The following is a 25,310-nucleotide window of genomic DNA, read 5'->3' on the forward strand; positions in this document are numbered from 1 at the left end:
AATATTTTTCAAATACAAACTGCCGAGAAATAAGAAATGTACGGCGAGGGTGTTATTATTTGGAATACAGCTCGACGATGAGGTTTTCTTCGAACGGGAAGTCGATATCATCACGCTGAGGGTTCTGAGCGATTTTCGCAACAAAGTTGGTCTTATCAAGCTCAATCCACTTAGGTGTGTTGGTAGCTTCTACGCCTTCGAGAATTTCCTTAATACGAGGCTTTGCACGGCTGGTATCCTTTATGGAAATAACATCACCGGGTTTAACGATAAGAGAAGGAATGTTAACCTTCTTGCCGTTGAGGGTGAAGTGACCATGAAGAACAAACTGTCTTGCTTCTCTGCGGCTATCTGCGAATCCCAGTCTGTAAACTACGTTATCAAGACGCTTTTCGATCATGGTGAGCAGGTTTTCACCGGCTTTACCTTCCTGTCTGGAAGCCTTGTCGTAGTAGTTTCTGAACTGCTTTTCGAGAATACCGTAGTATCTCTTGGCCTTCTGCTTTTCACGAAGCTGTAAGCCGTATTCTTTTACTGTTTTTCTGCCTGCGCCATGCTGACCGGGAACGGTAGAACGGCGGGTTATAGCGCACTTGTCGCTAAAGCAGCGGTCGCCCTTGAGGAAAAGCTTAACGCCTTCTCTGCGGCACTGTCTGCAAGCAGGACCTGTATATTTTGCCATAGTTTTTGCTCCTCCTTATTATAAATTATACACGTCTTCTCTTGGGAGGACGGCATCCGTTATGCGGAATAGGTGTTACGTCTTTGATGAGGTTGATGCTGAGACCTGCGGTCTGAAGTGCGCGGATTGCGCTTTCTCTTCCCTGACCGGGACCTTTTACATAAACTTCAACAGTCTTCAAGCCATGTTCCATAGCGGCTTTGGCAGCAGTTTCTGCAGCCATCTGTGCGGCAAAGGGAGTGGACTTCTTAGAACCTTTAAAGCCGAGCTCGCCTGCCGATGCCCATGATAATGCATTTCCGTTCGTATCAGTGATTGTAACGATGGTATTGTTGTAAGTAGAACGGATGTGCGCAGCGCCTGCCTCGACGTTTTTACGTTCGCGGCGTTTTCTGATTACTTTCTTAGCCTGTGCTTTTGCAGCCATCTAATTATTCACTCCTTACTTCTTCTTATTTGCTATTGTTTTAGCGGGTCCCTTACGTGTACGAGCGTTTGTTTTGGTACGCTGTCCGCGAACAGGAAGACCCTTTCTGTGTCTTACGCCTCTGTAACAACCGATTTCAACCATTCTCTTAATATCATAAGCGATATTTCTGCGAAGGTCACCTTCAACGGTGTATTCTTCGATGATGTCACGGAGCTTAGCGACTTCGTCATCGGTGAGGTCCTTACATCTGGTGTCAGGGTTTACACCGGCTTTGGCAAGGATTTTGTTAGAGGTCGTTCTGCCTATACCGTAAATATAGGTAAGACCAATCTCAACACGTTTCTCTCTTGGGATATCTACGCCTGCTATACGAGCCATTTATTTGCCTCCTTATCCTTGTTTCTGTTTATGCTTGGGGTTCTCGCAGATTACCATGATGTTGCCTTTTCTCTTGATAATCTTGCACTTTTCGCAAATTTTCTTTACAGAAGGTTTAACTTTCATTCTCTAATCGACCTCCATGTCTTTCGATTTAATTACAATCTCCGGGTAATTCTACCCTTGGTAGGATCATATACCGAAACATCTACCAATACTCTGTCACCCGGGATTATCTTGATATAGTTCATGCGCATCTTGCCGGATACATGCGCCAAGATGATCATGTCGTTGGGTAACTTAACTTTGAAATTTGCACTGGGCAATGTCTCAACAACTGTGCCCTCAAATTCCATTACATCGTCTTTAGCCAGAATAATCCCTCTTTCTTCAATACATGATAACAGAAAGCTCTTTTTTCAAGATGTTGTTTGTGAGCTTGCCGTCAGAAATCTTTTGAGCAATTTCTTCACTCTGAGAAATGAACTTCAAATGCTTAAGCTTCTTTTTCTTTGGAGTTTCAAGCCGTCTGACACGTCCATCCGAAATAAGAACATAGTTTTCATCTATAATTCCAACTACTGCGAACATTCTGTCAGAATCGCGGCCTGCCGTGGAAAGCACTATACTTCCACTTATAATGTCCATTAAATCAAGCCTCCGTTTAAATTTGACTCATATCAAAGTCAGCAGCTCTACACCGTTATCCGTAAGTGCTATTGTGTGTTCGTAATGCGCTGAAATCGACCCGTCAACTGTAACAACCGTCCAGTCATTTTCCAGCGTACGGACATGATAATCACCAACGCAAACCATAGGTTCTATGGCGAATGTCATACCCGGAACAACCCTGGGACCTCTGCCGGCTCTGCCGAAATTAGGTACATCAGGCTCCTCGTGAAGATTCTTTCCGACCCCGTGACCGATAAAGTCGCGGACTACCGAAAAGCCGTTATCTTCAACCGTTGCCTGTATTGCCGCGGAAATATCTCCGATACGGCAATTTTCCTTGATTATGGCAACTCCGTCGTAAAAGCTTTGTCGGGTTACTTCTATAAGTTTTTTGGCTTCTTCGGTTACCTCGCCTACCGCAAAGGTGTTTGCGCTGTCACCGTGGTAGCCCTTATAAAACGCACCTACGTCGATTTTAACGATGTCACCGTTTTTAAGAACTCTGTCATCAGGTATACCGTGAATAACCTCGCTGTTTACGCTGATGCATGCTGAAGCGGGGAAACCGGCATATCCGAGAAATGATGGCTTAGCGCCGTGGGATTCAATAAAAGATCGGATCTTTTTATCAATGGCGAGAAGGGATACACCCTCTTTTGCCATCTCGCCACCCAGTTGAAGAGCAGCCCCCGTTATCTTTCCCGCCTCACGCATAAGTTCTATTTGACTTGCTGTTTTTAAAATGATCATTTGATGTTTAAAGCCTCAAGCGTTAACTTTGTAGTATCTTCAAGCTTTTCCTGGCCAACAACTGTGACAAGTAACTTTTTGTCATTGTAGAACGCTTCAAGCGGTGCGGTTTGCTCGTGGTAAACGGCAAGACGGCTCTTAACAACCTCGGGATCATCATCCTTGCGGATAATAAGCTCAGCAGAGCATTTATCACAGGTTTTGTTATCCTTGGTCGGCTTGAAAACCGTATGATAACTTGTACCGCAAGCCGAACAAACACGTCTTCCGCTCATGCGCTGTACAATATCTTCATCAGATACGAAAATGTTAACGACTTTATCGATTTTTACACCCATTTTCTCGAGTGCTTCTGCCTGAGCTATTGTCCTTGGGAAACCGTCTAAAATAAATCCGTTTTTGCAGTCGCTTTCAGCAAGTCTGTCCTTGATAATTCCGATAACGACATCGTCTGAAACAAGCTCACCTTTTTCGATAGCTGCCTGCGCTGAAAGACCCATAGGAGTCTTGTTTTTGATTGCCTCACGAATTATGGCACCGGTGGATATTGTCGGAATTGCGAGTCTTTCACTTACGATTTCGGCCTGTGTTCCTTTTCCCGCGCCGGGGGCACCCAAAAAGATTATATTCATATATTTCCCTTTCTAATTCAAGCTTTTAACCGAGAAAACCTTTGTAATGTCTCATGGTAATCTGCGCTTCGATTTCTCTCACAGTCTCAAGTGCAACACCTACGATAATCAGCAGTGAGGTACCGCCGAATGCCATTGCACCCAGGCTGCCCCAACCTGCAGCAGTAAACACTGCATTGAGAATGAAGGGAATGATAGCGATTATACCAAGGAAGAAAGCACCTATTAAGGTGATACGGTTGAGAGACTTGGTAATGTAGTCAACCGTGGGCTTACCGGGACGGATACCTGGTATGAAGCCGCCGTTTCTCTTAAGATTGTTCGCAACTTCGGTGGGATTAAAGGAAATCGCCAGATAGAAGTAAGAGAACGCAATGATAAGAATAAACAACAGTGCCGAGTACAGGGGTCCTGTGTAAGCAAATACACGTTCAAATCCCGCCCAGAATGCATTCTTGTTGGGGAAGAACATGAGGATTGTTGTGGGTATGGAAACGATGGAAGAAGCGAAGATGATTGGCATAACGCCGGACATATTCAGCTTGAGAGGCAGGTTTGTGCTCTGACCGCCGTACATTTTTCTTCCAACCTGTTTCTTTGCATACTGTACCGGGAGACGTCTTTCGGAATTGGTCATAAATACTACAAATGCAATGATAGCAACGAAGATAACGATAACAACCGCACCTACGATAATGCCCTTAAGCGCGTTATCCTTCATCATCATGGGGATACCCGAGAAGGATGCGGGAAGGCTTGCTACGATGTTTGCAAAGAGTATGATGGAGATACCGTTTCCGACACCGTTTTCGTTTACTTTTTCACCCAGCCACATAATAAGAGAAGCACCTGCAGAATAGCACGCTACAATTACGATAGCTTCGAAGAGACCGCTCTTGGTCTGGAGAAGAAGCAAATCATAGCTCTTAAGGTAGATATAGTAGCCGATACCGGTTATAACACCGAGAATAACGGTAAGATATCTGGTGATCTGGTTAATCTTCTTTCTACCCTCTTCGCCTTCCTTCTGCAGTCTTTCCAGTGCAGGAATTGCAATGGCAAGAAGCTGCATAACGATGGAAGCAGTAATATAGGGAGAAATAGAAAGTGCGAACAGTGTTGCCTTGGAAAGGGCGTCACCGGAAATGATGTTCATATACTGAAGAATGGAGCCATCCGCGGTTACCGCAAACATGTTCTGCAATGCAGGAGCGTTAATAAACGGTACCGGAATTGCACATCCGATTCTGTACAGCACGATGATGATAAGTGTGAAAATCAGCTTATTTCTGATCTCGGGAATTTTCCAAGCGTTTTGAAGAGTTTTCAGCAATTAAATCACCTCTGCCTTTCCGCCTGCAGCTTCTATTTTAGCCTTTGCGGATGCGGAGAAGATTTTAGCCTGAACGGTCAGCTTTTTGGTGATTTCGCCGTCACCCAAAACCTTTAAACCGTCAAATACCTTGCTGATCATACCGTTTTCAACGAGGTTTACTATGCTGATCACAGCACCGTCCTCAAAAACGTTTAAATCGCCGATGTTAATGATAGCATATTTGGTTGCAAATCTGCTATTATCAAAGCCGCGCTTGGGAAGTCTTCTGTAGGTCGGGATCTGACCGCCCTCGAAACCGGGTCTTACACCGCCGCCGGAGCGAGCGTTCTGACCCTTGTGGCCTCTGCCGGCAGTCTTACCGTTACCGGAACCGGCACCTCTACCTTTGCGCCAAGCCGGTGTGTTGGAACCGGGAGCCGGTGAAAGTTCATGAAGCTTCATGGATTGTCCTCCTTGTCAACAAATTTGTTTTACTTTTTGAATTAGTCAACCTTTTCAACTGTAACAAGGTGACCGATAGTAACGAGTTTGCCCTGAGTTGCTGCATTGTCGGGCTGAACGGTAAAATCATTTACCTTCTTGAGTCCGAAAGAAGCAGCAGTCTTTATCTGCTTGTCAAGACGACCGATAAGGCTCTTGGTAAGCGTAATCTTTAAAGATGCCATAATACCATTCCTTTCAACAACTAAGTTTGATTATCAGTCTGTGATCTGCTCAGGCTCAAGATCTCTCATCTTGGCAACCTGCTCAACTGTTCTCAAAGCACGAAGACCTTCAAAGGTTGCTTTCACAACGTTTGTAGGGTTGTTGGAACGAAGGCATTTTGTACGAACATCGCGAATACCTACCATGTCGAGTACGCTTCTTACCTTACCGCCTGCGATAACGCCGGTACCGGGAGCTGCGGGCTTGAGAAGAACTTCGCCTGCGCCGAATTTACCGATGATTTCGTGGGGAATGGTTGTTCCTTTAAGAGAAACCTCTATGATGTTTTTCTTAGCGTCTTCAATGCCTTTTCTAACAGCTTCAGGTCTTTCAGCCGCTTTGCCGAGACCACAGCCTACATGACCGTTTTCGTCGCCTACAACAACAAGTGCAGTGAACTTACGAACACGTCCGCCCTTAACTGTCTTGGAAACGCTCTTGCAATCTACGACAATTTCCTTCAAATCCTTAAGGTTTGCCGCATCTATTCTTACTGCCATAATTACCTCCTATTACGTTAAATTCTTAGAATTTAAGTCCGCCTTCTCTTGCACCGTCTGCGAGCTCTTTAACACGTCCGTGGTACAGATAACCGCCGCGGTCAAATACCACTTCTTCAATGCCCTTTGACTTAGCTCTTTCAGCTACGATGATGCCGAGTTTTTTGGCAGCTTCTTTGTTACCGCCGTATACTTCAAAATCCTTTTCAATGGTAGAAGCGGAAACAAGTGTCGTGCCGGCTACGTCGTCAATAATCTGAACGTATATGTTCTTGAGAGAACGGAATACGCAAAGACGGGGGGTAGCAGCAGTACCGGAGATTTTCGCACGTACTCTCTTATGTCTTTTAAGTCTCTTTTTGTTTGTATCAACTCTGGTGACCATTCAATTCCACTCCTTTCTTTATTTACCGGCTTTACCGGATTTACGACGGATAGTTTCGGTGGTATACTTGATACCCTTGCCCAGATAGGGTTCCGGAGGTCTCTTGGATCTGATCTCAGCGGCAACCTGACCTACCTGCTGCTTGTCTGCACCGGAAACTACCAGATGGTTAGGATCGGGTACGTCAACAGTGATACCGGCAATCTCGGGAATTACAACGTCATGAGAGAAGCCAAGGTTGAGAACAACATTCTTGCCGCTCTTCTGAGCTCTGTAACCAACACCGTTGATTTCCAGTTCCTTTTTGTATCCTTCGGTAACACCTACAACCATGTTGTAGATAAGAGTGCGGGTAAGACCGTGAAGGGACTTGTGCACCTTTTCTTCGGAAGGACGAGTAACAGTAATTTCTTTTTCAGTAACATTAATAGCCATATCGCTGTGAAGTGCCTGTGTGAGCTCACCCTTGGGGCCCTTTACCTTGATAACGTTGCCGTCCAAAGTAACCTTTACACCGGCGGGAATAGCGACCGGCATTCTACCTATTCTTGACATAGTCGTATTCCTCCTACCTTTACCATATGAAGGCGAGAACTTCACCGCCAACATTCTGTTTTCTTGCATTCTTGTCGGTCATGATACCCTTGGAAGTGGAAATGATAGCCACACCCAGACCTCTCATAACGCGGGGGAGTTCTTCGCAGCCGGCGTAGATACGCAGACCGGGCTTAGATACTCTCTTAATGCCCTGAATGATTCTCTGCTTCTTGGGACCGTATTTCAGAGTAACGCGAATGATACCCTGCTTGGAGTCCTCGATGAGTTGGTAACCCTTGATGTAGCCTTCGTCAACAAGGATGTCGGCAATAGCCTTCTTTACCTTGGAGCAAGGAATATCAACGGTTTCGTGTTTTGCTGAGTTTGCGTTACGTATTCTTGTGAGCATATCAGCAATTGCATCAGTGATTTGCATTTATATATCCTCCATTTCGCGCATAGTATGCATTTTTGCACTTGTGCGCATATTTTACGGGTTTACCAGCTTGCTTTTCTTACGCCGGGGATCTGACCTTTGTAAGCAAGTTCGCGGAAGCAAATTCGGCAGATGCCGTATTTGCGAAGATAAGCATGGGGACGGCCGCAGATTTTGCATCTGTTATATTCTCTGGTAGAGAATTTCTGCTCTTTCTGCTGCTTTAAGATCATTGCTTTCTTTGCCATTGTGTTCCCCTCCCTTAGTTCTTAGCGAACGGTGCGCCCATAAGGGTCAGCAGCTCGCGCGCTTCTTCGTCGGTTTTTGCAGTTGTAACAAAAGCTATATCCATACCTCTGATTTTATCGATCTTATCGTAGTCGATTTCAGGGAATATAAGCTGTTCCTTGATACCCAGAGAATAGTTTCCGCGGCCATCAAAGCCATCGGGGTTAATTCCCTTGAAGTCACGAACGCGGGGCAGTGCGAGGTTGAACAGTCTGTCCATGAACTCGTACATTCTTTCGCCGCGGAGAGTAACCTTCGCGCCGATCTTCATGCCGGCACGGATTTTGAAGTTTGCAACGGACTTTTTAGCAACGGTAGCAACTGCTGCCTGTCCGGTGATTGCGGTAAGGTCGGTGATGATGCTGTCGATAACCTTAGAGTTATCCTTAGCTTCGCCTGCACCGATGTTAACAACAATCTTGTCAAACTTAGGTATCTGCATGGGGCTCTTGTACTCGAACTTCTTCATCAGCGCGGGAGCAACTTCCTGTTTGTAAAAATCTTTCAATCTAGACATTGTTATTCCTCCCTCGTATTAAAGATTTTCGCCGCATTTAGCGCAAACGCGAACTTTTTCGCCGCTTGCGAGTACGGTGTGCTTAACTCTTACGCCCTTATCGCACTTGGGGCAGTAGATCTGAACCTTGGATGCGTAGATAGCGCCCTCGGTCTTAACAATTCCGCCTGCCTCCCCCTGCTTACGGGGCTTAACATGCTTGGATACAATGTTAGCGCCTTCTACGATAACTTTGCCTTCCTTGGGAGCAACTTCAACAACCTTGCCTTTTTTGCCCTTGGAATTACCGGAGATAACAACTACTGTATCATCCTTTTTAATGTGAAGCTTATTCATTTTCTTTACCCCCTATCAAAGTACTTCGGGTGCCAAGGATAATATCTTAAGATAATCCTTTTCACGAAGCTCTCTTGCAACAGGGCCAAATATACGTGTACCCCTGGGATTCTTGTCCTCTTTGATTATGACAGCTGCGTTCTCGTCGAATTTGACATAAGAACCGTCTGCTCTGCGAATGCCTTTTACGCTTCTGACGATGACTGCTTTAACAACCTCGCCTTTTTTTACAACGCCGCCGGGTGTTGCTTTTTTAACAGAAGCTACTACGACATCGCCGATGTTCGCATAACGTCTTCCTGTACCGCCGAGCACGCGGATGCACATTAATTCTTTGGCGCCGGTATTGTCGGCAACCTTCATAAAGCTTTGCTGCTGTATCATTTTTTGTGTATCCTCCTTCTAACGGTAATTATTTAGCTTTTTCTATGATTTCAACAAGACGCCATCTTTTCTCTTTGGAAAGAGGTCTTGTTTCCATGATTTCAACCTTGTCGCCGATGCGGCATTCATTGTTTTCGTCATGGGCTTTGAACTTAACAGTTCTCTTAACGATCTTATTATAAACAGGGTGCTTAATGTTGTCCTGGATAGCTACAACAATGGTCTTGTCCATCTTGTCGCTGACAACCTTACCAACTCTTGTCTTTCTGAGAGTTCTTTCCTGTGCCATTTTGAATACTCCTTTCCGTAATTATAAATAAATTATTTATTTGCCGCAATTTCCTTTTCACGAAGAACGGTAAGTATCTTCGCAATGGTTTTCTTGGTTTCAACAATCTTCTGAGGATTGTCCAACTGATTTACGGCATGCTGGAAGCGGAGATTGAAAAGTTCGTTTTTAAGTTCAAGAAGCTGTTTGTTCAGCTCGTCGGTAGACTTTTCACGTATTTCATTAATCTTTATCATTATTTCGCTACCTCCTCAAGCTGTTCTTTGGTGTAGAATTTGCATTTGATAGGAAGTTTGTGGGAAGCAAGACGCATAGCTTCTTTTGCCTGCTCCTCGGTAATACCATCCATTTCAAACATAACTCTGCCCGGTTTTACAACCGCTACCCAATATTCGGGAGAACCTTTACCGGAACCCATTCGGGTTTCAGCAGGCTTTTCGGTGATGGGCTTATCGGGGAATATTTTAATCCAAACGTTACCGCCACGTTTTACGTATCTGGTCATCGCAATACGGGCTGCTTCAATCTGGTTAGAGGTGATCCATGCGGGTTCCATTGCTACGAGACCGAAGGAACCGTTGGTGATCTTATTGCCTCTGTACGCGCGGCCGGTAAGTCTGCCTCTGTGAACGCGTCTGTATTTAACTCTCTTAGGCATTAACATTATCTGTTACCTCCCTCTCGCGTATTGCGGGGACGTTCTCTACGGGTGTTCTGTCTTCTTACTTCGTTGAGAACCTCGCCCTTGTATATCCATACCTTGATACCGATTTTACCATAAGTGGTATCTGCTTCAGCAAAGCCGTAGTCAATATCAGCTCTGATAGTCTGCAGCGGAATTGTACCTTCATGATAGTGCTCGGTACGAGCAATTTCAGCACCGCCGAGACGGCCGCTGCACTGAATCTTGATACCTCTTGCACCAAGCTTCATTGTTCTGCCGATGCACTGCTTCATAGCACGTCTGAAGGAAATTCTCTTTTCAAGCTGAGAAGCAATATTTTCTGCAACCAGCTGAGAATTGAGGTCGGGATTTTTAACTTCGACAACGTTAACAGAAACCTGTTTGCCGTCATTGAGGAAGTTAACGATCTCGGTACGCAGCTTTTCGATTTCGCTGCCCTGATGACCGATTACCAGACCGGGTTTTGCACAGTGAAGAATAACTCTTACACGTGCAGCATCACGTTCGATTTCTATCTTTGCTATACCTGCCTGAGCAAGGTTAGCCTTGGCGTTTAAAAACTTTCTAAGGTTGTAGTCGGAAACGAGAACATCGCCGAACTCTTCGTCCTTGGCATACCATCTCGAATCCCAGCCTTTGATAACACCTACACGTAAGCCGTGAGGATTAACTTTCTGACCCATTACATTTACCTCCTTCTTTAAAATTAGTCTCTCTCTGCGACCTTGATGGTCACGTGAGAAGATCTCTTCAATATACGGAATCCGCGGCCCTGAGCTCTGGGCATCATGCGCTTCATTGTTCTGCCTGCAGTTGCGTTGCATTCGCAAACATAAAGCTTTTCGGGATCCATATTGAAATTATTCTGAGCGTTTGCCACAGCCTCATCAAGCATCTTTATGAGGTAAGGCGAAGCACTCTTAGGTGTGTTCTTTAATATGGCACGTGCAAGCTTAGTATCTTTATTTCTTATAAGATCAAGCACAATCGCTATTTTTCTGGGGGAAATTCTGATTCCCTCGCGATATGCTCTGGCAATCTTAACTTCTGCCATGCAGTGTTGCCTCCTTTCGCTTTGTCGAAAAAAATCACGTCCGGGTATTTACCGGCTTATTATTTAGAGTTGGCTGTCTTGGAGCCGGAATGGCCCTTGAAGGTTCTGGTGGGAGCAAATTCGCCGAGCTTGTGACCTACCATGTCTTCTGTCACATAAACCGGGATATGCTTTCTGCCGTCGTAGACAGCGATTGTGTGTCCTACAAATTCAGGGAATATTGTAGAAGAGCGGGACCAGGTCTTAACGACCTTCTTTTCCTTGTTTGCATTCATAGCTTCGATCTGTGCGAACAGCTTTTCATGCACGAAGGGGCCTTTTTTAACGCTTCTGCTCATTATGCTTTCTCCTTTCGTGACAGATTATTTGTCATTTCTGCGCTTTACAATAAACTTATTGGTACGCGCTTTCTTGTTTCTGGTCTTGTAACCCAGAGTAGGTTTACCCCAAGGAGTAACAGGAGTGGGACGACCGATAGGAGAACGTCCTTCACCACCACCGTGAGGATGGTCTACGGGGTTCATAACGGAACCGCGGACGGTAGGACGGATGCCCATGTGGCGCTTCTTACCTGCTTTACCGATGTTCACGTTTTCATATTCGAGGTTGCCGACCTGACCGATGGTAGCCTTGCAGTCGTAGCGAATGTAACGAACTTCGCCGGAAGGAAGACGTACCTGAGCAATGCCGTCCTCTTTAGCCATAAGCTGAGCTGCTGTACCTGCACTTCTTACGAGCTGAGCGCCCTTACCGGGATAAAGCTCGATGTTGTGAATAAAGGTACCCAGAGGAATGTTTGCGATAGGAAGTGTGTTTCCGGGTTTGATATCTGCGGTTGCATCGGACACAATCTTGTCGCCGACGCTGATTCCCAGAGGAGCGATAATGTAGCTCTTTGCACCGTCTTCATACTGGATGAGAGCGATGTGTGCCGAACGGTTAGGGTCATAGTGAATGCCGATAACGGTTGCGGGAGCAGCATTAAGTCTCTTGAAATCGATGATTCTGTACTTCTGACGATTTCCGCCGCCCTGATGACGTACGGTAATGCGTCCGGTATTGTTACGTCCTGCGTGCTTCTTGAGAACTGTCAATAAGCTTTTTTCGGGAACTCTGGATGTAATTTCTTCAAAAGACTGAACAGTCATCTGTCTTCTTGCAGGAGTTGTAGGTTTGTAAGTTTTATTTGCCATTTATCTTCCCTCCCGATTACATCATTCCGTCGAAGAACTCGATGGTCTTGGAATCAGCTTTGAGAGTAACGATAGCTTTCTTCCATGCACTTGTAGTGCCCATATGAACGCCGAGTCTCTTAGGTTTGCTTTTCATCATTATAGTGTTGACTTTTTCTACTTCAACCTTGAATGCTTCTTCTACAGCATTCTTGATTTCGATTTTGGTTGCAGACTTATCTACCTCAAAGGTATATCTCTTGTCTGCGATACCTGCCATGCTGGCTTCGGTAATAACCGGTCTCTTTATAATATCGTAGGATGTTTTCATGCGTACACCTCCTCGATGATCTGAACTGCCGGCTGAGCTACGATGAACTTATCGCAGTTGATAACATCGTATACGCTGATGCTGTCCGCAGTGGTTGTCTTAACACCGGGAATGTTTGCAAAAGATTTGATAATCTTCTGGTCTGCATTGGGGATAACAACCAGTGCCTTTTTGTCAGCACCGACAGCTTTGAGCATCTGAACCATTGTTTTGGTCTTGTACTCAGTTGCTTCAAGGTTGGAAATAACGATCATTTCGTCTGCCAGAACCTTGCTGGAAAGTGCGCTCTTAAGAGCAAGTCTCTTAACCTTCTTATTGAGGGTCAGCTTGTAGCTTCTCGGCTTAGGTCCGAGAGCAATACCGCCGTGAGTCCACTGAGGAGAACGGGTAGAGCCCTGTCTTGCGCGGCCTGTGCCCTTCTGACGCCACGGCTTGATACCGCCGCCGGAAACTTCTGCACGGGTCAGAGTAGACTGAGTGCCCTGTCTCTGATTTGCTAAATATGCTTTTACAGCCATGTGAAGGACGGAAGCATTTACCTCTACGCCGAATATTTCATCGGACAGAGCCAAAGTACCATTTTCCTTACCGGCCATATCATAAATCTTTACACTTGGCATTTTATATCCTCCCTTCTGTCATTAAGCCTTTACGGTATTGCGAATGAACACGATACCGCCCTTAGCACCGGGAACGGCGCCCTTAACGGCGATAAGGTTCTTTTCTGCATCTACCTTAACTACATCGAGGTTGAGAACGGTAATCTGCTCGTTACCATACTGACCTGCCATCTTCTTGTTCTTGAAGATTCTGGCGGGGTCGATAACACCCATAGAACCGGACTGACGGTGAACAGGACCTGTACCGTGAGTCATACGGAGTCTGTGAAGGTTCCATCTCTTGATGGCACCGGTGTAACCGTGACCTTTGGAGATACCGATTACGTCAACAGCCTCGCCCGCTGCGAATGCGTCAGCCTTTACTTCGTCGCCAACATTCATGGAAGCGGCGTCGTCAAGTCTGAATTCCTTGAGGTGCTTCTTGCAAGCGATATTAGCTTTCTTGAAGTGACCTGCCAGGGGCTTGGTGACCTTTTTCTCAGCTACATCGATGAAGCCGAGCTGAACAGAAGAGTAACCGTCGGTTTCTACTGTCTTCTTCTGTGTTACAACACAGGGACCGGCCTGAATAATGGTAACGGGAATAACCTGACCATTGTCGCCGAAAAGCTGTGTCATACCGAGTTTTTTGCCGATAATTGCTTTTTTCATGGTTAAAAAATCCTCCTAAACAGTTATTGGTTGAGTACTTGGCTCAACGTGACCGTGAATTTGCTTCGATCGCTTTTAGTCCATCTTGATTTCAAGATCAACGCCGGCGGGAAGCTCGAGACCCATGAGTGCATCAACCGCTTCTTTGGAAGGATTGATGATGTCAATCAGTCTCTTGTGAGTACGATACTCAAATTGCTCACGAGAGTCTTTATACTTATGGACAGCTCTGAGAATGGTGATAATTTCCTTGTCGGTCGGGAGCGGAATGGGACCGGAAACCTTAGCGCCGAAACGCTTAGCAGTTTCAACTATCTTCTCGGAAGACTGGTCGATAAGTGTGTGGTCGTAAGCCTTGAGTCTTACTCTGATTTTCTGCTTTGCCATAGTTTTGCCTCCTTCAAAAATTGCTGCACGCCCTCGTGGCGGAGCTATGCAGATATTTGTTGGGGACACAGAAAATTCTGAACAACGCATCCGGGTGTTTCATACCACCCTATTACAAAACCGAACTTTAAGTTTCCTTAAAATTCGGGTACACAAATATAAAATTGCATAAGGAACCGCGCGGGCACGCCCACGGGTTATCCAAACAAAAAAATATTTTGTGTTCAGCTAAGTTCTGCTGTCGCCCGGTTTTTCGGACATACTCTGCGGAAATTACCTGCATATTTCAGCAGCAACCTCCCGCTTCATCGCACATCAAGCCTGATTATTATACTATATATAGAGAAAAAAAGCAATACGAACGATTGCTTTTTAACAAAATATTTACAATTATTTTTACTGATTTTTCGCTTCTTCCGGCGGTTCCATCTTGGGATATATAAGTTTTGCATGTACCGCAAATCTTTCATAATCCCGGATATTTGTACATGTACTGAGTGTCAGTATCCTGTCATAAGGCGTAAAGGTCAGTTTTTTGGTGAATATCGACTGATCCTGCATGGAATTTGCAAAGGCAATAAAAGCCTCCTCGTTTTCAAATGTTGTGACAAAATACGGGTCGGTTTCATGTACAACATGTGCTGAAAATATCTCATATATATGAAGTCCATCATCAGTGGTTATTTCCACAAGACCGTTTTCAAAGAATTTTTTATCTCTGAAATTGAACAGTGTGTGGAACATCGAGCCATCGGTCATATTATGACCATAAATAACGGTATTATAATTATCGGTAAGCTTTTTGGAATTTGCACAATCAACAAACAGCGCGCCCGAGTACATATACTGCTTCGCAAAGGTGTAATGCAGATAATAATCATTATCAACCCCTTGCACAACAGGATAGTCAACCCTTGTGCCGTCAATTTTTATCCAGCCGTAAACGTCCTGGTTGATGGATTTAAGTGTATTAAGCTTGCTTCGTATCAAAAACTGTTCATCCACGGTTTCACTTCCGCCGTCATCATACACATTGCCGGTAATGGGAGAAACAACAGGACTCTGGAGCGATGTTACCAATGCACCATCGGGCGCAATACCGCTATTATCATAAAACAAGTCGCGTATGTCCTCATATGCGTTATTTGCACGCACCTTTGAAGTGAGCTGATCCGCCATAAGCCACGCACTGTACGCGAAAACCGCAACGCAAATAAACATAATCGACTTACGCAGAATATTTGCAATATCAGTTTTCTCGCTTTCAGATTGCTCGCTCGATATATCCTCAGGCGCGAGCTGTTCCAGTGACAGCGCAAAAGCATTTTCGTCAATCACTGCATTGCGGTTTCTTTTATTTGCCGACACAAGCCTCACACCTTTCGATAAATCTACAATATTATTTTATTGCAAAGCAGGCATTTTTTCAATACAGAATTTTTAAAGATATTTTTAATATTTTAAAATGCCTATCCCCCTGCCCACGGGTTTACCGGCTTTTATCCACTTCACAAGATTTTTTTGGAGCGTGGTGTTCTGCGGATAGTCGTCGGGTTTTTCCTTGTAGGGTCCGAATACCCACTGAATAGGCGCCGCAGGCTCATTCGTAACTCCGTAAATATAAAAATCGCGTCCGAACTTTGCAATAGCAGAATCTGCGGGAAGCAGTTCCTGCAGATTTGGGTGTATCATCCAGCTGTTGCAGATTATGGGTATATCCTTGAGTCCCAAAGATTTGTCGAAGAATATCTTCGCCTTTTCATAGGATTCGAGACATGCCTCATGAGTGAATTTGAGATACGACGGAATATGTATTGTCATTGCCTTTTGACCGTTTTTGTATTGAACGCCGTTATACTCAAAATCGGTCTTTATTTCAAATGTCTCATATTCAAGACGGCCGAATTTGAAATATATGGGATTGGGTCTTACAAAACCGGAAAGCCATTGAAAATTATCTATTCCGACAACCTCGGATTTCTTTTCCTTGTAGTTGCGCATAATACGCACACAAATATCAGACATGCTGTCGTAGTACACATCCATATCCCATCCGTTTTTCATGTACACATCATATGCTTTTTCGCACAAAAGAAGCTGTATATATAATAGGAAGGAACAAGACGGCATTTCAAGTTTTTCGGCGAGCGCAACCGCATTTTTGTGGCACGTTTCAAAGTCCTCGCCGTGAAGCACCAACAGTTTTGCAATTTCCTCCTTCAAGAGAGGATCGGAATTTTTCTTTGCTTCCATTTCCCAAAAAAGCACAACAGCCTCTTCCGGCAGAGATATTCTTTCAAACAAAACCTTGTAATCCATTTTTATACACCTCAATATTCGAGTATTTCCGGGACGCCTCTAGAAGCTCCCCACAGCCCACGCAACAATGTACGAGCCAAATGTCATAATAAGTCCCGCCAGAACAACGCCGAGGAATATTGCGGGAACGGCAATTTTGAGGCGCATATTGAGAAGCGTAGCAATAACAGCACCCGACCACGCTCCGGTGCCGGGCGCAGGTATAGCAACAAAGGTTATGAGTCCGATTATGGCATAACCCATTATCTTATCGGCTTTTTCAGCCAAACGCTTTTCGTATTTGGTAGCTGTCTCACCCAAAAGCCTCGTCGTCTGAAGCCAAGAAATGATCCTGCGCCCAAAAAGCATAATAAACGGCACAGGGAGCATATTTCCGATTATACAAATAATAAGTGCTATCACCGGATTCACACCCATAGTCGCCGCGACAGGTATAGCACCTCTCAGCTCTATTACCGGCACCATAGATATGCCAAAAAGTATGGCGGCATTTTTCAAATTAAGCATTTCACACCTTATGATGTCATCAAAGTGACATCACCCTTTTAAAAATCAGTCTATCCAGCCGGTAAGCTTTTTAAATACAGGCCACGCATCGTCGGCATAGAATCGATGTCCCTCCGAACCGATAACATGAGCACAGTTGTCGGGAACTCCTGCCGCGGCATATATTTTTTCAACCGTTTCGTAAGCCTTATTTGCCGCATCAAGCGGGAATATCTCATCCTTTGCACCATTTACGATTATGAGCTTTTTGGGCGCAAGAAGGCAGGCAAGATCCTGCATTTCAAAGTATTTATACTGATCCGGCATTAAATTACATGGGCAATGGGCAATAGAGTAAATAGAAGCCTCCAGTGTACAGAACGCGCACGAGGGCATTACAGCCTTTATCCTGTCCTCTGTACAGCTTGCGTAATATGTTGCAGTTCCGCCGCCCGAGTTACCCATGCAGGCAATACGGTCGGTATCAAGCTGTTCAAAATAATAAAGAGTATCAATTGCTTGAGAAATATCCAACGCGCGCTCTCCGATAACCGTTCTGCCCACGAGAATAGCCTGCATGGCTATCAGATGGCATCTTCCCAATTCATGATCTTTTTTATCGCTTTCGCACTCACCGAATGCTCGCTGTTCCATGACAAGCGCAGCATAGCCTTCTTTCACGGCACGGATGGCAAAATCACGGTCGCCACCGGAAATTTTAGCTTCATCACCGGGATATTTGGCTATACCCAGAGAAATATGCATACCCGTGGAATGCCCCTGCAAACAGATAACCACAGGGCAGGGCTTTTTAGCCGCCTTGGGAATAAGCAAATGGCAGGGCACAAAATAGCCGGGCTCACTTTCAAAGGAATAGCGGATTTCGGTATAAGTTTCCTTGTCCTCGGTATATTCTATCTCAGGTTTAGCGTCAATAGTTTTGGCAGGCTTTTTGATTATTTCGGCATATTTATTCTTTACCTTTTCACGCCATTCGGCATAATCACAACCGTCATTATACGTGAATTCGGGAGTGATGGTTTTTATTAACTCCTTGTGGAAGGTTGAAGGATTGTAATTCTTCATAACACTTTCTCCTTGAAAATAAAAAATGGAAATACGGCTGTCAATAAAATACCGCAAAATTCTATATTAATAATATCACAACATTGCCCCGAAGTCAAGGTTTTACCGTAATTTTTCTGATATTCAGGTACAAAAAAGGCTCCTTACGGAGCCTTTTTTATATCTGATTATTTATGCGGTTTCCTGCACCTCGAACCATTCTTCGGGAAGAATTACCGCGTAGTACATCTTGTAGTTATTGGAAGAAGAAGTGTAGGTACGGATCGTCTGTCCCTGCATTTCCTCTGCATCAACCTGTTCAACAACATATTCTTCGTTTTCATCAATAGAAAGCTTGAATATGGGAGTGTTGCCTATGGTAACACTTCTTTCGGCACCGTCGATGAATACTACGTTACCGTCGTACACGCCGTTTTCGCCGATTGTTGCGAGACCTGCTGCGGTTGCATTGTTAAGGCTTTCAAACTTCTGGTCTGCATCGGATACCAGAGTAATGGAACCGTTTGCAGCCTGACGTACAACAGAACCTATTGCAAAGAACTCGTCATCCACCGCAACATATGCATCGGTAATTGTTTCAATAGTACCGGTGAACACGTTAAGAACATCGTAAGTCTTGTAGGTCTTACCGTTATCAAGAACCGTTCCATGAGAAAGAACTATTCTGTTACCGGTGTACTGGGTAGAACCTGCAAAATCGTCGCCGTTGGTAAGGTAAGCAACAACAAGAGTGTAAACAGAGCTGTTTTCGTTCTTGCGGAGAACAGCGGATTGAAGCTTGCCGGAAGCATTTTCGGGCATGTTAACCTTGGTGTAACGCTTTACGCTTTCATACTCGCCCTCGGGAGAGAACTTAGCTACATACACCTCGGAGTTTTCGTCCAGATTGATATATTTACCGTCAATCTTGTAAAGTCCGGTGTAACGGTCATATTCAAGATTTCCGTTAACCTTGATTTCATGTTCCTCATCCTTGACAATTATTTCTGGATAAAGAACGTATTTACCGTCAATAGCATCGGTGATGGTAACAACACGGTGTATATACAGTGATATTTCATACTTTTCATGAATGGGCATTGTAACCGCCTTGCCATTCATGAAGCCGATGAAATTATTAACATTCTGTACAGCACCGGTCTCGGGATCAACACTTACCTCGCTGTCGCCCTCGTTAATAATAAACGCATAGCTGTAAGGATTGTAGCCGATAGCATCGGAGCCTGTGGAGTAAAGAACCTTGTCATTCACAACATATATTGCTTTTTCAGCAGATTCAACAGTGAGATACTTACCGGAATGGTCAATATTCTTCACAGGGTTATTGGCAGTAGCATAAGTGACCACCATACCGTTGCCGAGGGTGTACTTAGTATTTTTACCTGTGCCGCGGCGAGAAGCTACGTTGGTGATTTCAGGCTCAACAACTTCCTCGATTACGGTGAAGCCGCCTCTGTTGTACACCAGTACATAGTCCTTTTCTTCAGCCTCAGTGTTGAGAAGAATGTTTTCTTCGTCAATGGTTTCGGACTGAGATGCATCGGGATCTCTGAGGATGTATGCGCCCTTGGAGGTAATATCCTTGATCTGCTTGAAGGACATTTCAAAAATGAGAACTATGTCATCCTTGCCGTCGTTATCAAGGTCAATTGTCTGCTGTGCGTATTTGCCGTTGCCACTGTAAAATACGGGGTATACTTCGGACAAGTCCTTGTCGGATGCGATGGGAGCGATAACGCCCTTGTCGGAAACGGTGTAAACAATTTCATGAACATTGTAATGTTTACCGTTTACGGAGATAAGCTCGGGATTTCTCAGGTCTGTAGAAGAGGTGGTGTTCTTATCGGGCTCATCATAAGCCACTTCAAGCTCGGACTCGGTGTCGAGCGCGGAGGTGATAACGGAGCCAAGAACAATCGAGTTCTTTTCACCGATTTTGCCTCTGGACATAACGCGCAGATATCCAAGAATATTGTCATCAGATTCGACATCCTCGCTTATTTCAAGCTCGTCAAAGTCGTAATATACGCCTTTATTTGAAACCTCGCCCTTGGCGTTTACTTCCGCCAGGTAATAAGCATTCTTTTCGCCGGACTTGTTGTAACCATCAAGATTGAAGTTTTCTGTACCAACTATCTGATAGGTGATTTTTTTGAAGTTATAGATGTCTTCTGCAATGGTGAAGGGTCTTGTGGTGGTTATGGGGAAGTTTTCAAAGTAGATGGTCTCTTTTACTTCCTGTGCGTTAGGCGCCTCCAGTGCGTTGTAAAGTATCTTCGCCATTTCTCCTCTGGTAAGCAGCTTGTCAAACGCTATGCCCTCAAGACCTTCGGTAAGTCCTACGGTGCGTGCCTTGGTTATGTAACCCAAGGGATATGAAAGATTCTTATAACCGATAAGCCTTGTCACCATGGTAAGTGCATCCTGATAAATGATATTTTCGGAAGGCTCAAAGGTGGTTGGGGTGGTTCCGTCTACCACGCCCTGGTCATAGCACCATGATATCATAGTATTGTAAAAAGGGTCGGTAAGGTCGGTGAAGGGGGTGAGATTCTGTCCGCCTTCATTGGAATATGTGGTATAAAGTCTGTACACGAGAGCCGCGAATTCTTCACGGGTCACCAGATCTTCGGGAGCGTATTCGGTTTCGGTTTTTCCGTGTATTACTCCCAGCGCAGTAAGGGTGCTGATAGCTTCATATGCATCGTGCTCAACACTTACATCGTTGAATGCCGATACAGAAAAAATGCTTAAAGCGCCCATAATTACAGCAAATACCATTGCCATAATGCGTTTTGAGTTTTTCATGTAATATGTTCCTCCTAAATGTTTATGATGTTTTTATTGTCGTTTCGGGTTGTTTTCCTGTCGACGCGAATATGATACCACAAGTCAATTCGTTTGTCAATGGATTTCGACCTTTTGTAGTATAACTGTAACGTACAGAACAAAAACAACGTGTTTTTGTATTTTCATGTAATCGCTTTGAAATATACCGACCAGATTTTACAAGTATCACTTTACATTTTTATGTCTTTTCGGGCATTTTTACAAATTAATCGTTTTTACTGTTTTCGTATTGATTTTGTTACCTATTTATAGTATAATATATAGGCACATTTAAAATTAACACTTTATTAATTTAATTTGTTAATACATTACTTGACTAAAGTGTGATTTGGGTGTATAATTCTCTCATAATTTATTGAGCCATATATTTTCACAGAGGTATATTATATGAACATAACGCTTGACACATTGCGCAAAGAAGAAGAAGTTGCTCTGAAGCTTCGTAGTCTTTATGAGAATTTAGGTTACAAGAAATTCAAAATGGCAAAATTTGAAGAATACAGTTTTTATGTTGAAAACATGAATTTTCTTCAAAGTCATAACATAATAGCTTTCAATGACGCAAACGGACGTCTTATGGCGCTCAAGCCCGACGTAACGCTAAGCATCGTAAAGAATACCAATGCCGCAGGCAGTGTCACCGAAAAGCTGTATTACAATGAAAACGTTTACCGCATGAACATGCAGGGACGCGAATACAAGGAAATAAACCAGACCGGTCTTGAGGTTATCGGAAATATCACTCCGTACACCACTCTGGAAGTCGTGAACCTTGCCGCAAAAAGCCTTGAAATAATCCATAACGACTACATATTGGATGTTTCCCATATGGGCTATGTAATGGGTATGCTGGACGAGCTTGTACAGGACGATAATCTCAAATCAACTCTCGTCAAGTGCATCACCAAAAAAAATCTTCATGAGCTTGAAAAGGCTTGCAAAGAGAACGAAATTTCCGACGACACCACCAAAAAGCTGGGAATACTTGTTTCTTTAAGCGGCAGCTTTGCAAAGACACTTGAGAAAGCGCGTGCTTACGTTCTCAATCAGCGCATGCAGAACGCGTTGGACGAATTGGAAACACTTCTGGGCACCAACACATCAAAAATGCGTCTTGATTTTTCAATTATTAACGATATGAGCTACTACAACGGAATTATTTTCCAGGGATATGTGGCACCTGTACCAAAAGCTGTGCTTTCAGGCGGACGTTATGACAACCTTCTGCAGAAGATGGGCAAAAGCAAGCTGTGTGCTATCGGATTTGCGGTATACTTTGATGAATTCGACCGCTATTTCAAGGCACATTGCGGTGCCAAAACAGATGTTGTTATCCTGTACAACCAAAACACCGACCTTGCCGAGCTTTGGGCTAAAACCGCCGAGCTTTCTGAAAAAGGCAGTGTCCTTGTACTTGAAAATCTGCCCGAAAATGTTGAATATCTGCGTACGGAGGATATGAGAAAATGATAAATATTGCTTTACCAAAAGGTCGTCTGGGAGACAAGGTATATGAGCTTTTCTCCTCCATAGGCTACGATTGCAAAAGTATATACGAGGACAACAGAAAGCTTGTTTTTGAAAACAAAGAAAACGGTGTAAGATACCTGCTTATAAAGCCGTCCGACGTTGCCATATACGTGGAGCACGGTGCCGCGGATATAGGCGTTGTCGGGAAGGACGTCATTCTGGAGACCAATCCCGATGTTTACGAGCTGTGCGACCTTAACTTAGGAAAATGCCGTCTGTGTGTTGCTGCTCCCAACAATTACACCGAGGACAAAAGCGCCGTACTCAGAGTTGCCACAAAGTACCCCAATGTGGCAAAGAGCTACTATCTTTCCAAAAACCGCGAGATAGAAATCATAAAGCTCAACGGCTCGATAGAGCTTGCCCCTATTCTGGGACTTTCGGATGTCATCGTGGACATTGTGGAAACGGGAACAACACTGGTGGAGAACAATCTGAGAGTGTTTGACGAAATAGCATACAGCAGTGCGCGTTTTATAGCCAACAAAAGCTCCTACAAATTCAACGAAAAAGAAATCAATATCATGGTAGGTAAGATAAATGATAAAAATATTTGACATAAAGGATACGGATATTTCCTCCATCATCAAGCGCGACAACGAGTTTGACAGAAGTGTTGAAAATATCGTTGAGGACATAATCAAAAACGTACGTGCCAACGGCGACAAAGCACTTTTTGAATACTGCGAAAAATTCGACAAAGCAAAGCTCTCTTTTCTTGAAGTAACAAGCGAAGAAATTGACGAAGCCTACAACAGTGCCGAGCCGGAATTCATAAAAACTCTGGAAATGGCAAAGGCCAATATATATGATTATCATCGCCGTCAGAAACGCGAAAACTTTGTCGTCAACGAAAAGGACGGCGTGATTATGGGTCAGCGTATTATACCCATAGAAAAAGCCGGACTTTATGTTCCAGGCGGTACTGCAAGTTACCCCAGCAGTGTGCTTATGAATTCCATTCCTGCAAAAATAGCGGGAGTCAGCCAGCTTGTAATGGTTACTCCGCCCGGCAGCGATGGCAAAATTGCACCCGCCATACTCACAGCCGCAAAAGTTGCGGGGGTTGACCGCATATTCAAAGTCGGCGGCGCACAGGCTATTGCGGCATTGGCTTACGGAACCGAGACAATCCCAAAGGTTGATACCATAGTAGGACCCGGAAATATTTTCGTTGCCACTGCAAAGCGCATGGTTTTCGGTACGGTTAACATTGATATGGTGGCAGGTCCCAGCGAAATACTGGTGATTGCCGACGGTAAGGGAAATGCTTCACACATTGCCGCAGACCTGCTGTCACAGGCTGAGCACGACCGTCTTTCCAGCGCAATACTCATCACCGATTCTATGGATTTTGCAGTTAAAGTTCAAAATGAGCTGGAGGTACAGATTCCTCTGCTCCCACGTGCGGAAATAGCCCGTACTTCAATAGACAATAACGGAAAAATCATCATTGTCAAAGACCTGGCTCAGGCCGTCGATGTCAGCAATGCCATTGCCCCCGAGCACCTTGAGATAAGCACCGACGATCCCTTTGCGCTTCTCAACAGTGTTAAAAACGCAGGAAGTGTATTTCTCGGCAGAAATGTTCCCGAGGCACTGGGAGACTATTTTGCAGGTCCCAACCACACGCTCCCCACCAGCGGAACGGCACGTTTTTCCTCTCCCCTTTCCGTAGATGATTTTATCAAAAAATCCTCTTTCATTTACTACACCAAGGAAGCACTGGGACAGGTTCAGGAGCGTATTGTGGATTTTGCGCACCGAGAGGGGCTGGATGCCCATGCAAACAGCATTGCAATAAGATTCAAGGAGCAGAATAAATAAATGAGTAAATTCTTATCCTCAGCTTTCTCTGCGCTGGCACCCTACACCCCGGGCGAACAGCCGCAGAACAGAAAATATATAAAGCTTAACACCAACGAAAGTCCCTTTCCGCCTGCACCCGGCGTTATCAAAGCCATTAATTCCGACAAGGTTTCGGAATTAAACCTCTATTCCGACCCCCAGGCATCAACACTTATCAGTGCGATTGCCGAAAATTTCGGTGTGAGAGAAAATATGGTGGCTGTGGGAAACGGCTCAGATGAGCTTCTTGCCTTTTCCTTTATGGCATTTTGCGAAAAAGGCGTAGCTTATGCCGATATAACCTACGGGTTTTACGAAGTGTATGCAGAGCTTTTCGGACTTGACAGCAAGGTTATCCCCCTTTCTGATAATTTTGAGGTTGTGCCCGAGGATTATTTTAACTTGGGACGCACAGTTTTTATTGCAAATCCCAACGCCCCTACCGGACTTACACTACCCATTTCAAAAATCGAAGAAATTCTGATAAATAACCGCGAAAATCTGGTCGTAATCGACGAAGCTTACGTTGATTTCGGCGGAGAAAGTGCAATAAAGCTGGTTGACAAATACGACAACCTTCTGGTTATAGGTACATTTTCCAAATCCAGAAACCTTGCCGGCGCACGTATCGGATACGCCGTATCCAATCCGTCGGTTATAGAGGATCTTGGAAAAATGAAATTCTCCTTTAACCCCTACAACCTCAACCGTCTTTCCATTATTGCGGGTACCGAGTCTATGAAAGACCGCGCATATTTTGAAAAATGTACGGAGCTTATCAAACAGGCACGTGCTTTTGCGATAAAAGAGCTTAGCGACCTTGGCTTTGATATTCTTGACTCGAAAGCCAATTTCATTTTTGCCCGTAGCAATAAAATAAGCGGAAACGATTACTACCTAAAGCTTAAGGATCACGGCATACTTGTAAGATGGTTCAACCGTGACAGAATACGCAACTTCGTACGCATCACCATCGGCACAGAAGAACAGATGCAGGCACTTATTGATGCCACACGTGAAATACTCAGTTAAGG

At 44.6% G+C, this 25,310-nt stretch carries 39 protein-coding genes; 4 read left to right on the forward strand and 35 right to left on the reverse strand.

Annotated features, from left to right (window positions below):
- Nucleotides 1-55: 55 nt before the first annotated feature.
- The 35 genes from rpsD to E7588_02875 form a co-directional block, all read right to left on the reverse strand.
- On the reverse strand, nucleotides 56-682 hold the full coding sequence (gene rpsD, locus E7588_02705) for a 30S ribosomal protein S4 (protein MBE6688171.1): 627 nt from the start codon (nucleotides 680-682) through the stop codon (nucleotides 56-58).
- Nucleotides 683-707: 25 nt separating this feature from the next.
- Nucleotides 708-1,109 (reverse strand): 30S ribosomal protein S11, encoded by a 402-nt coding sequence (gene rpsK / locus E7588_02710; GenBank protein ID MBE6688172.1) that lies wholly within the window; start codon nucleotides 1,107-1,109, stop codon nucleotides 708-710.
- A gap of 15 nt (nucleotides 1,110-1,124) precedes the next feature.
- Nucleotides 1,125-1,490, reverse strand: coding sequence for a 30S ribosomal protein S13 (rpsM, locus tag E7588_02715; GenBank protein MBE6688173.1), 366 nt, complete (start codon nucleotides 1,488-1,490; stop codon nucleotides 1,125-1,127).
- A 12-nt stretch (nucleotides 1,491-1,502) separates the two neighbouring features.
- Nucleotides 1,503-1,616, reverse strand: coding sequence for a 50S ribosomal protein L36 (rpmJ, locus tag E7588_02720; protein MBE6688174.1), 114 nt, complete (start codon nucleotides 1,614-1,616; stop codon nucleotides 1,503-1,505).
- A 32-nt stretch (nucleotides 1,617-1,648) separates the two neighbouring features.
- Entirely contained in the window at nucleotides 1,649-1,864 is a 216-nt protein-coding gene (infA, locus tag E7588_02725; GenBank protein MBE6688175.1) for a translation initiation factor IF-1, read from the reverse strand.
- Nucleotides 1,865-1,880: 16 nt separating this feature from the next.
- Nucleotides 1,881-2,138 carry an RNA-binding protein gene (locus tag E7588_02730; protein MBE6688176.1) on the reverse strand — a complete coding sequence of 86 codons (258 nt, stop codon included), beginning with the start codon at nucleotides 2,136-2,138 and terminating at the stop codon, nucleotides 1,881-1,883.
- Nucleotides 2,139-2,165: 27 nt separating this feature from the next.
- Nucleotides 2,166-2,912, reverse strand: coding sequence for a type I methionyl aminopeptidase (map, locus tag E7588_02735; GenBank protein ID MBE6688177.1), 747 nt, complete (start codon nucleotides 2,910-2,912; stop codon nucleotides 2,166-2,168).
- On the reverse strand, nucleotides 2,909-3,544 hold the full coding sequence (locus E7588_02740; protein ID MBE6688178.1) for an adenylate kinase: 636 nt from the start codon (nucleotides 3,542-3,544) through the stop codon (nucleotides 2,909-2,911). The genes map and E7588_02740 overlap by 4 nt, the downstream gene beginning before the upstream one ends.
- Nucleotides 3,545-3,569: 25 nt before the next feature.
- On the reverse strand, nucleotides 3,570-4,877 hold the full coding sequence (gene secY, locus E7588_02745) for a preprotein translocase subunit SecY (protein ID MBE6688179.1): 1,308 nt from the start codon (nucleotides 4,875-4,877) through the stop codon (nucleotides 3,570-3,572).
- The gene (locus E7588_02750; GenBank protein MBE6688180.1) at nucleotides 4,878-5,321 is read right to left on the reverse strand and encodes a 50S ribosomal protein L15; all 444 of its coding nucleotides are present in this window, start codon (nucleotides 5,319-5,321) and stop codon (nucleotides 4,878-4,880) included. It abuts the gene before it with no gap.
- Between the two features lie 41 nt (nucleotides 5,322-5,362).
- Nucleotides 5,363-5,545: a 50S ribosomal protein L30 gene (gene rpmD, locus E7588_02755; protein ID MBE6688181.1), complete on the reverse strand. Its 183-nt coding sequence runs from the start codon at nucleotides 5,543-5,545 to the stop codon at nucleotides 5,363-5,365.
- A 33-nt stretch (nucleotides 5,546-5,578) separates the two neighbouring features.
- Nucleotides 5,579-6,085 (reverse strand): 30S ribosomal protein S5, encoded by a 507-nt coding sequence (locus tag E7588_02760; GenBank protein ID MBE6688182.1) that lies wholly within the window; start codon nucleotides 6,083-6,085, stop codon nucleotides 5,579-5,581.
- Between the two features lie 25 nt (nucleotides 6,086-6,110).
- Complete coding sequence (locus E7588_02765) at nucleotides 6,111-6,470, reverse strand: 50S ribosomal protein L18 (protein MBE6688183.1); 360 nt, start codon at nucleotides 6,468-6,470, stop codon at nucleotides 6,111-6,113.
- A gap of 18 nt (nucleotides 6,471-6,488) precedes the next feature.
- Complete coding sequence (locus E7588_02770; protein MBE6688184.1) at nucleotides 6,489-7,025, reverse strand: 50S ribosomal protein L6; 537 nt, start codon at nucleotides 7,023-7,025, stop codon at nucleotides 6,489-6,491.
- A 19-nt stretch (nucleotides 7,026-7,044) separates the two neighbouring features.
- A complete protein-coding gene (gene rpsH / locus E7588_02775; GenBank protein ID MBE6688185.1) occupies nucleotides 7,045-7,443 on the reverse strand; it encodes a 30S ribosomal protein S8 in 399 nt (132 codons plus the stop codon).
- A 62-nt stretch (nucleotides 7,444-7,505) separates the two neighbouring features.
- A complete protein-coding gene (locus E7588_02780; GenBank protein ID MBE6688186.1) occupies nucleotides 7,506-7,691 on the reverse strand; it encodes a type Z 30S ribosomal protein S14 in 186 nt (61 codons plus the stop codon).
- A 14-nt stretch (nucleotides 7,692-7,705) separates the two neighbouring features.
- On the reverse strand, nucleotides 7,706-8,248 hold the full coding sequence (rplE, locus tag E7588_02785; GenBank protein MBE6688187.1) for a 50S ribosomal protein L5: 543 nt from the start codon (nucleotides 8,246-8,248) through the stop codon (nucleotides 7,706-7,708).
- 18 nt (nucleotides 8,249-8,266) lie between these two features.
- A complete protein-coding gene (locus tag E7588_02790) occupies nucleotides 8,267-8,584 on the reverse strand; it encodes a 50S ribosomal protein L24 (protein MBE6688188.1) in 318 nt (105 codons plus the stop codon).
- Nucleotides 8,585-8,599: 15 nt separating this feature from the next.
- Nucleotides 8,600-8,968: a 50S ribosomal protein L14 gene (rplN, locus tag E7588_02795; GenBank protein ID MBE6688189.1), complete on the reverse strand. Its 369-nt coding sequence runs from the start codon at nucleotides 8,966-8,968 to the stop codon at nucleotides 8,600-8,602.
- 28 nt (nucleotides 8,969-8,996) lie between these two features.
- Complete coding sequence (rpsQ, locus tag E7588_02800; protein ID MBE6688190.1) at nucleotides 8,997-9,257, reverse strand: 30S ribosomal protein S17; 261 nt, start codon at nucleotides 9,255-9,257, stop codon at nucleotides 8,997-8,999.
- A gap of 32 nt (nucleotides 9,258-9,289) precedes the next feature.
- The gene (locus tag E7588_02805) at nucleotides 9,290-9,490 is read right to left on the reverse strand and encodes a 50S ribosomal protein L29 (protein MBE6688191.1); all 201 of its coding nucleotides are present in this window, start codon (nucleotides 9,488-9,490) and stop codon (nucleotides 9,290-9,292) included.
- Nucleotides 9,491-9,492: 2 nt separating this feature from the next.
- Nucleotides 9,493-9,921, reverse strand: coding sequence for a 50S ribosomal protein L16 (rplP, locus tag E7588_02810; GenBank protein ID MBE6688192.1), 429 nt, complete (start codon nucleotides 9,919-9,921; stop codon nucleotides 9,493-9,495).
- Nucleotides 9,921-10,625, reverse strand: a complete 705-nt coding sequence (gene rpsC, locus E7588_02815) for a 30S ribosomal protein S3 (protein ID MBE6688193.1) — start codon at nucleotides 10,623-10,625, stop codon at nucleotides 9,921-9,923. The genes rplP and rpsC overlap by 1 nt, the downstream gene beginning before the upstream one ends.
- A gap of 23 nt (nucleotides 10,626-10,648) precedes the next feature.
- Nucleotides 10,649-10,996: a 50S ribosomal protein L22 gene (locus E7588_02820; protein ID MBE6688194.1), complete on the reverse strand. Its 348-nt coding sequence runs from the start codon at nucleotides 10,994-10,996 to the stop codon at nucleotides 10,649-10,651.
- A gap of 59 nt (nucleotides 10,997-11,055) precedes the next feature.
- Nucleotides 11,056-11,334 carry a 30S ribosomal protein S19 gene (rpsS, locus tag E7588_02825; GenBank protein ID MBE6688195.1) on the reverse strand — a complete coding sequence of 93 codons (279 nt, stop codon included), beginning with the start codon at nucleotides 11,332-11,334 and terminating at the stop codon, nucleotides 11,056-11,058.
- A gap of 24 nt (nucleotides 11,335-11,358) precedes the next feature.
- The gene (gene rplB, locus E7588_02830) at nucleotides 11,359-12,189 is read right to left on the reverse strand and encodes a 50S ribosomal protein L2 (GenBank protein MBE6688196.1); all 831 of its coding nucleotides are present in this window, start codon (nucleotides 12,187-12,189) and stop codon (nucleotides 11,359-11,361) included.
- 16 nt (nucleotides 12,190-12,205) lie between these two features.
- Nucleotides 12,206-12,499 (reverse strand): 50S ribosomal protein L23, encoded by a 294-nt coding sequence (locus E7588_02835; protein ID MBE6688197.1) that lies wholly within the window; start codon nucleotides 12,497-12,499, stop codon nucleotides 12,206-12,208.
- Entirely contained in the window at nucleotides 12,496-13,119 is a 624-nt protein-coding gene (gene rplD / locus E7588_02840) for a 50S ribosomal protein L4 (protein MBE6688198.1), read from the reverse strand. The genes E7588_02835 and rplD overlap by 4 nt, the downstream gene beginning before the upstream one ends.
- Nucleotides 13,120-13,140: 21 nt before the next feature.
- The gene (locus E7588_02845; GenBank protein ID MBE6688199.1) at nucleotides 13,141-13,770 is read right to left on the reverse strand and encodes a 50S ribosomal protein L3; all 630 of its coding nucleotides are present in this window, start codon (nucleotides 13,768-13,770) and stop codon (nucleotides 13,141-13,143) included.
- Nucleotides 13,771-13,845: 75 nt separating this feature from the next.
- The gene (rpsJ, locus tag E7588_02850) at nucleotides 13,846-14,157 is read right to left on the reverse strand and encodes a 30S ribosomal protein S10 (protein ID MBE6688200.1); all 312 of its coding nucleotides are present in this window, start codon (nucleotides 14,155-14,157) and stop codon (nucleotides 13,846-13,848) included.
- Between the two features lie 396 nt (nucleotides 14,158-14,553).
- On the reverse strand, nucleotides 14,554-15,525 hold the full coding sequence (gene srtB / locus E7588_02855; protein MBE6688201.1) for a class B sortase: 972 nt from the start codon (nucleotides 15,523-15,525) through the stop codon (nucleotides 14,554-14,556).
- 84 nt (nucleotides 15,526-15,609) lie between these two features.
- Complete coding sequence (locus tag E7588_02860; protein ID MBE6688202.1) at nucleotides 15,610-16,476, reverse strand: hypothetical protein; 867 nt, start codon at nucleotides 16,474-16,476, stop codon at nucleotides 15,610-15,612.
- A gap of 39 nt (nucleotides 16,477-16,515) precedes the next feature.
- Nucleotides 16,516-16,983, reverse strand: coding sequence for a small multidrug export protein (locus E7588_02865; protein MBE6688203.1), 468 nt, complete (start codon nucleotides 16,981-16,983; stop codon nucleotides 16,516-16,518).
- A 45-nt stretch (nucleotides 16,984-17,028) separates the two neighbouring features.
- The gene (locus E7588_02870; GenBank protein MBE6688204.1) at nucleotides 17,029-18,048 is read right to left on the reverse strand and encodes a hypothetical protein; all 1,020 of its coding nucleotides are present in this window, start codon (nucleotides 18,046-18,048) and stop codon (nucleotides 17,029-17,031) included.
- A gap of 171 nt (nucleotides 18,049-18,219) precedes the next feature.
- Nucleotides 18,220-20,856, reverse strand: coding sequence for an S-layer homology domain-containing protein (locus tag E7588_02875; GenBank protein MBE6688205.1), 2,637 nt, complete (start codon nucleotides 20,854-20,856; stop codon nucleotides 18,220-18,222).
- A 429-nt stretch (nucleotides 20,857-21,285) separates the two neighbouring features.
- On the opposite strand from E7588_02875, the gene E7588_02880 reads away from it, so the two are divergent.
- From E7588_02880 to E7588_02895, 4 genes are read left to right on the forward strand one after another with little or no spacing between them, the layout of a single operon-like run.
- Nucleotides 21,286-22,368 carry a hypothetical protein gene (locus E7588_02880; GenBank protein MBE6688206.1) on the forward strand — a complete coding sequence of 361 codons (1,083 nt, stop codon included), beginning with the start codon at nucleotides 21,286-21,288 and terminating at the stop codon, nucleotides 22,366-22,368.
- Entirely contained in the window at nucleotides 22,365-22,985 is a 621-nt protein-coding gene (locus E7588_02885; protein MBE6688207.1) for an ATP phosphoribosyltransferase, read from the forward strand. Before E7588_02880 ends, E7588_02885 begins: the two co-directional genes overlap by 4 nt.
- Complete coding sequence (gene hisD, locus E7588_02890) at nucleotides 22,969-24,255, forward strand: histidinol dehydrogenase (GenBank protein MBE6688208.1); 1,287 nt, start codon at nucleotides 22,969-22,971, stop codon at nucleotides 24,253-24,255. The genes E7588_02885 and hisD overlap by 17 nt, the downstream gene beginning before the upstream one ends.
- Nucleotides 24,256-25,308 carry a histidinol-phosphate transaminase gene (locus E7588_02895; protein ID MBE6688209.1) on the forward strand — a complete coding sequence of 351 codons (1,053 nt, stop codon included), beginning with the start codon at nucleotides 24,256-24,258 and terminating at the stop codon, nucleotides 25,306-25,308.
- Nucleotides 25,309-25,310 lie beyond the last annotated feature (2 nt).

The organism is Oscillospiraceae bacterium (genome assembly GCA_015065085.1).
Classification (GTDB): Bacteria; Bacillota; Clostridia; order Oscillospirales; family SIG627; genus SIG627.

What these genes read in the sequence shown, in the direction of transcription:
- E7588_02870 (MBE6688204.1), bottom strand. Translation starts at nt 18,048, where the DNA reads ATGAAGAATTACAATCCTTCAACCTTCCACAAGGAGTTAATAAAAACC.
- rpmJ (MBE6688174.1), bottom strand. Translation starts at nt 1,616, where the DNA reads ATGAAAGTTAAACCTTCTGTAAAGAAAATTTGCGAAAAGTGCAAGATT.
- rplE (MBE6688187.1), bottom strand. Translation starts at nt 8,248, where the DNA reads ATGTCTAGATTGAAAGATTTTTACAAACAGGAAGTTGCTCCCGCGCTG.
- E7588_02860 (MBE6688202.1), bottom strand. Translation starts at nt 16,476, where the DNA reads ATGGATTACAAGGTTTTGTTTGAAAGAATATCTCTGCCGGAAGAGGCT.
- E7588_02770 (MBE6688184.1), bottom strand. Translation starts at nt 7,025, where the DNA reads ATGTCAAGAATAGGTAGAATGCCGGTCGCTATTCCCGCCGGTGTAAAG.
- rpsQ (MBE6688190.1), bottom strand. Translation starts at nt 9,257, where the DNA reads ATGGCACAGGAAAGAACTCTCAGAAAGACAAGAGTTGGTAAGGTTGTC.
- rpsM (MBE6688173.1), bottom strand. Translation starts at nt 1,490, where the DNA reads ATGGCTCGTATAGCAGGCGTAGATATCCCAAGAGAGAAACGTGTTGAG.
- rpsD (MBE6688171.1), bottom strand. Translation starts at nt 682, where the DNA reads ATGGCAAAATATACAGGTCCTGCTTGCAGACAGTGCCGCAGAGAAGGC.
- map (MBE6688177.1), bottom strand. Translation starts at nt 2,912, where the DNA reads ATGATCATTTTAAAAACAGCAAGTCAAATAGAACTTATGCGTGAGGCG.
- E7588_02790 (MBE6688188.1), bottom strand. Translation starts at nt 8,584, where the DNA reads ATGAATAAGCTTCACATTAAAAAGGATGATACAGTAGTTGTTATCTCC.
- E7588_02880 (MBE6688206.1), top strand. Translation starts at nt 21,286, where the DNA reads ATGAACATAACGCTTGACACATTGCGCAAAGAAGAAGAAGTTGCTCTG.
- rplN (MBE6688189.1), bottom strand. Translation starts at nt 8,968, where the DNA reads ATGATACAGCAGCAAAGCTTTATGAAGGTTGCCGACAATACCGGCGCC.
- rpsS (MBE6688195.1), bottom strand. Translation starts at nt 11,334, where the DNA reads ATGAGCAGAAGCGTTAAAAAAGGCCCCTTCGTGCATGAAAAGCTGTTC.
- hisD (MBE6688208.1), top strand. Translation starts at nt 22,969, where the DNA reads ATGATAAAAATATTTGACATAAAGGATACGGATATTTCCTCCATCATC.
- rpsJ (MBE6688200.1), bottom strand. Translation starts at nt 14,157, where the DNA reads ATGGCAAAGCAGAAAATCAGAGTAAGACTCAAGGCTTACGACCACACA.
- rpmD (MBE6688181.1), bottom strand. Translation starts at nt 5,545, where the DNA reads ATGGCATCTTTAAAGATTACGCTTACCAAGAGCCTTATCGGTCGTCTT.
- E7588_02760 (MBE6688182.1), bottom strand. Translation starts at nt 6,085, where the DNA reads ATGGCAGTAAGAATAGATGCGGCAAACCTTAAGGATTTGAAGGAAATT.
- rplD (MBE6688198.1), bottom strand. Translation starts at nt 13,119, where the DNA reads ATGCCAAGTGTAAAGATTTATGATATGGCCGGTAAGGAAAATGGTACT.
- E7588_02740 (MBE6688178.1), bottom strand. Translation starts at nt 3,544, where the DNA reads ATGAATATAATCTTTTTGGGTGCCCCCGGCGCGGGAAAAGGAACACAG.
- E7588_02730 (MBE6688176.1), bottom strand. Translation starts at nt 2,138, where the DNA reads ATGGACATTATAAGTGGAAGTATAGTGCTTTCCACGGCAGGCCGCGAT.
- E7588_02820 (MBE6688194.1), bottom strand. Translation starts at nt 10,996, where the DNA reads ATGGCAGAAGTTAAGATTGCCAGAGCATATCGCGAGGGAATCAGAATT.
- E7588_02765 (MBE6688183.1), bottom strand. Translation starts at nt 6,470, where the DNA reads ATGGTCACCAGAGTTGATACAAACAAAAAGAGACTTAAAAGACATAAG.
- E7588_02780 (MBE6688186.1), bottom strand. Translation starts at nt 7,691, where the DNA reads ATGGCAAAGAAAGCAATGATCTTAAAGCAGCAGAAAGAGCAGAAATTC.
- E7588_02885 (MBE6688207.1), top strand. Translation starts at nt 22,365, where the DNA reads ATGATAAATATTGCTTTACCAAAAGGTCGTCTGGGAGACAAGGTATAT.
- rpsC (MBE6688193.1), bottom strand. Translation starts at nt 10,625, where the DNA reads ATGGGTCAGAAAGTTAATCCTCACGGCTTACGTGTAGGTGTTATCAAA.
- E7588_02845 (MBE6688199.1), bottom strand. Translation starts at nt 13,770, where the DNA reads ATGAAAAAAGCAATTATCGGCAAAAAACTCGGTATGACACAGCTTTTC.
- E7588_02865 (MBE6688203.1), bottom strand. Translation starts at nt 16,983, where the DNA reads ATGCTTAATTTGAAAAATGCCGCCATACTTTTTGGCATATCTATGGTG.
- E7588_02875 (MBE6688205.1), bottom strand. Translation starts at nt 20,856, where the DNA reads ATGAAAAACTCAAAACGCATTATGGCAATGGTATTTGCTGTAATTATG.
- rplB (MBE6688196.1), bottom strand. Translation starts at nt 12,189, where the DNA reads ATGGCAAATAAAACTTACAAACCTACAACTCCTGCAAGAAGACAGATG.
- rplP (MBE6688192.1), bottom strand. Translation starts at nt 9,921, where the DNA reads ATGTTAATGCCTAAGAGAGTTAAATACAGACGCGTTCACAGAGGCAGA.
- E7588_02835 (MBE6688197.1), bottom strand. Translation starts at nt 12,499, where the DNA reads ATGAAAACATCCTACGATATTATAAAGAGACCGGTTATTACCGAAGCC.
- E7588_02895 (MBE6688209.1), top strand. Translation starts at nt 24,256, where the DNA reads ATGAGTAAATTCTTATCCTCAGCTTTCTCTGCGCTGGCACCCTACACC.
- rpsK (MBE6688172.1), bottom strand. Translation starts at nt 1,109, where the DNA reads ATGGCTGCAAAAGCACAGGCTAAGAAAGTAATCAGAAAACGCCGCGAA.
- rpsH (MBE6688185.1), bottom strand. Translation starts at nt 7,443, where the DNA reads ATGCAAATCACTGATGCAATTGCTGATATGCTCACAAGAATACGTAAC.
- E7588_02750 (MBE6688180.1), bottom strand. Translation starts at nt 5,321, where the DNA reads ATGAAGCTTCATGAACTTTCACCGGCTCCCGGTTCCAACACACCGGCT.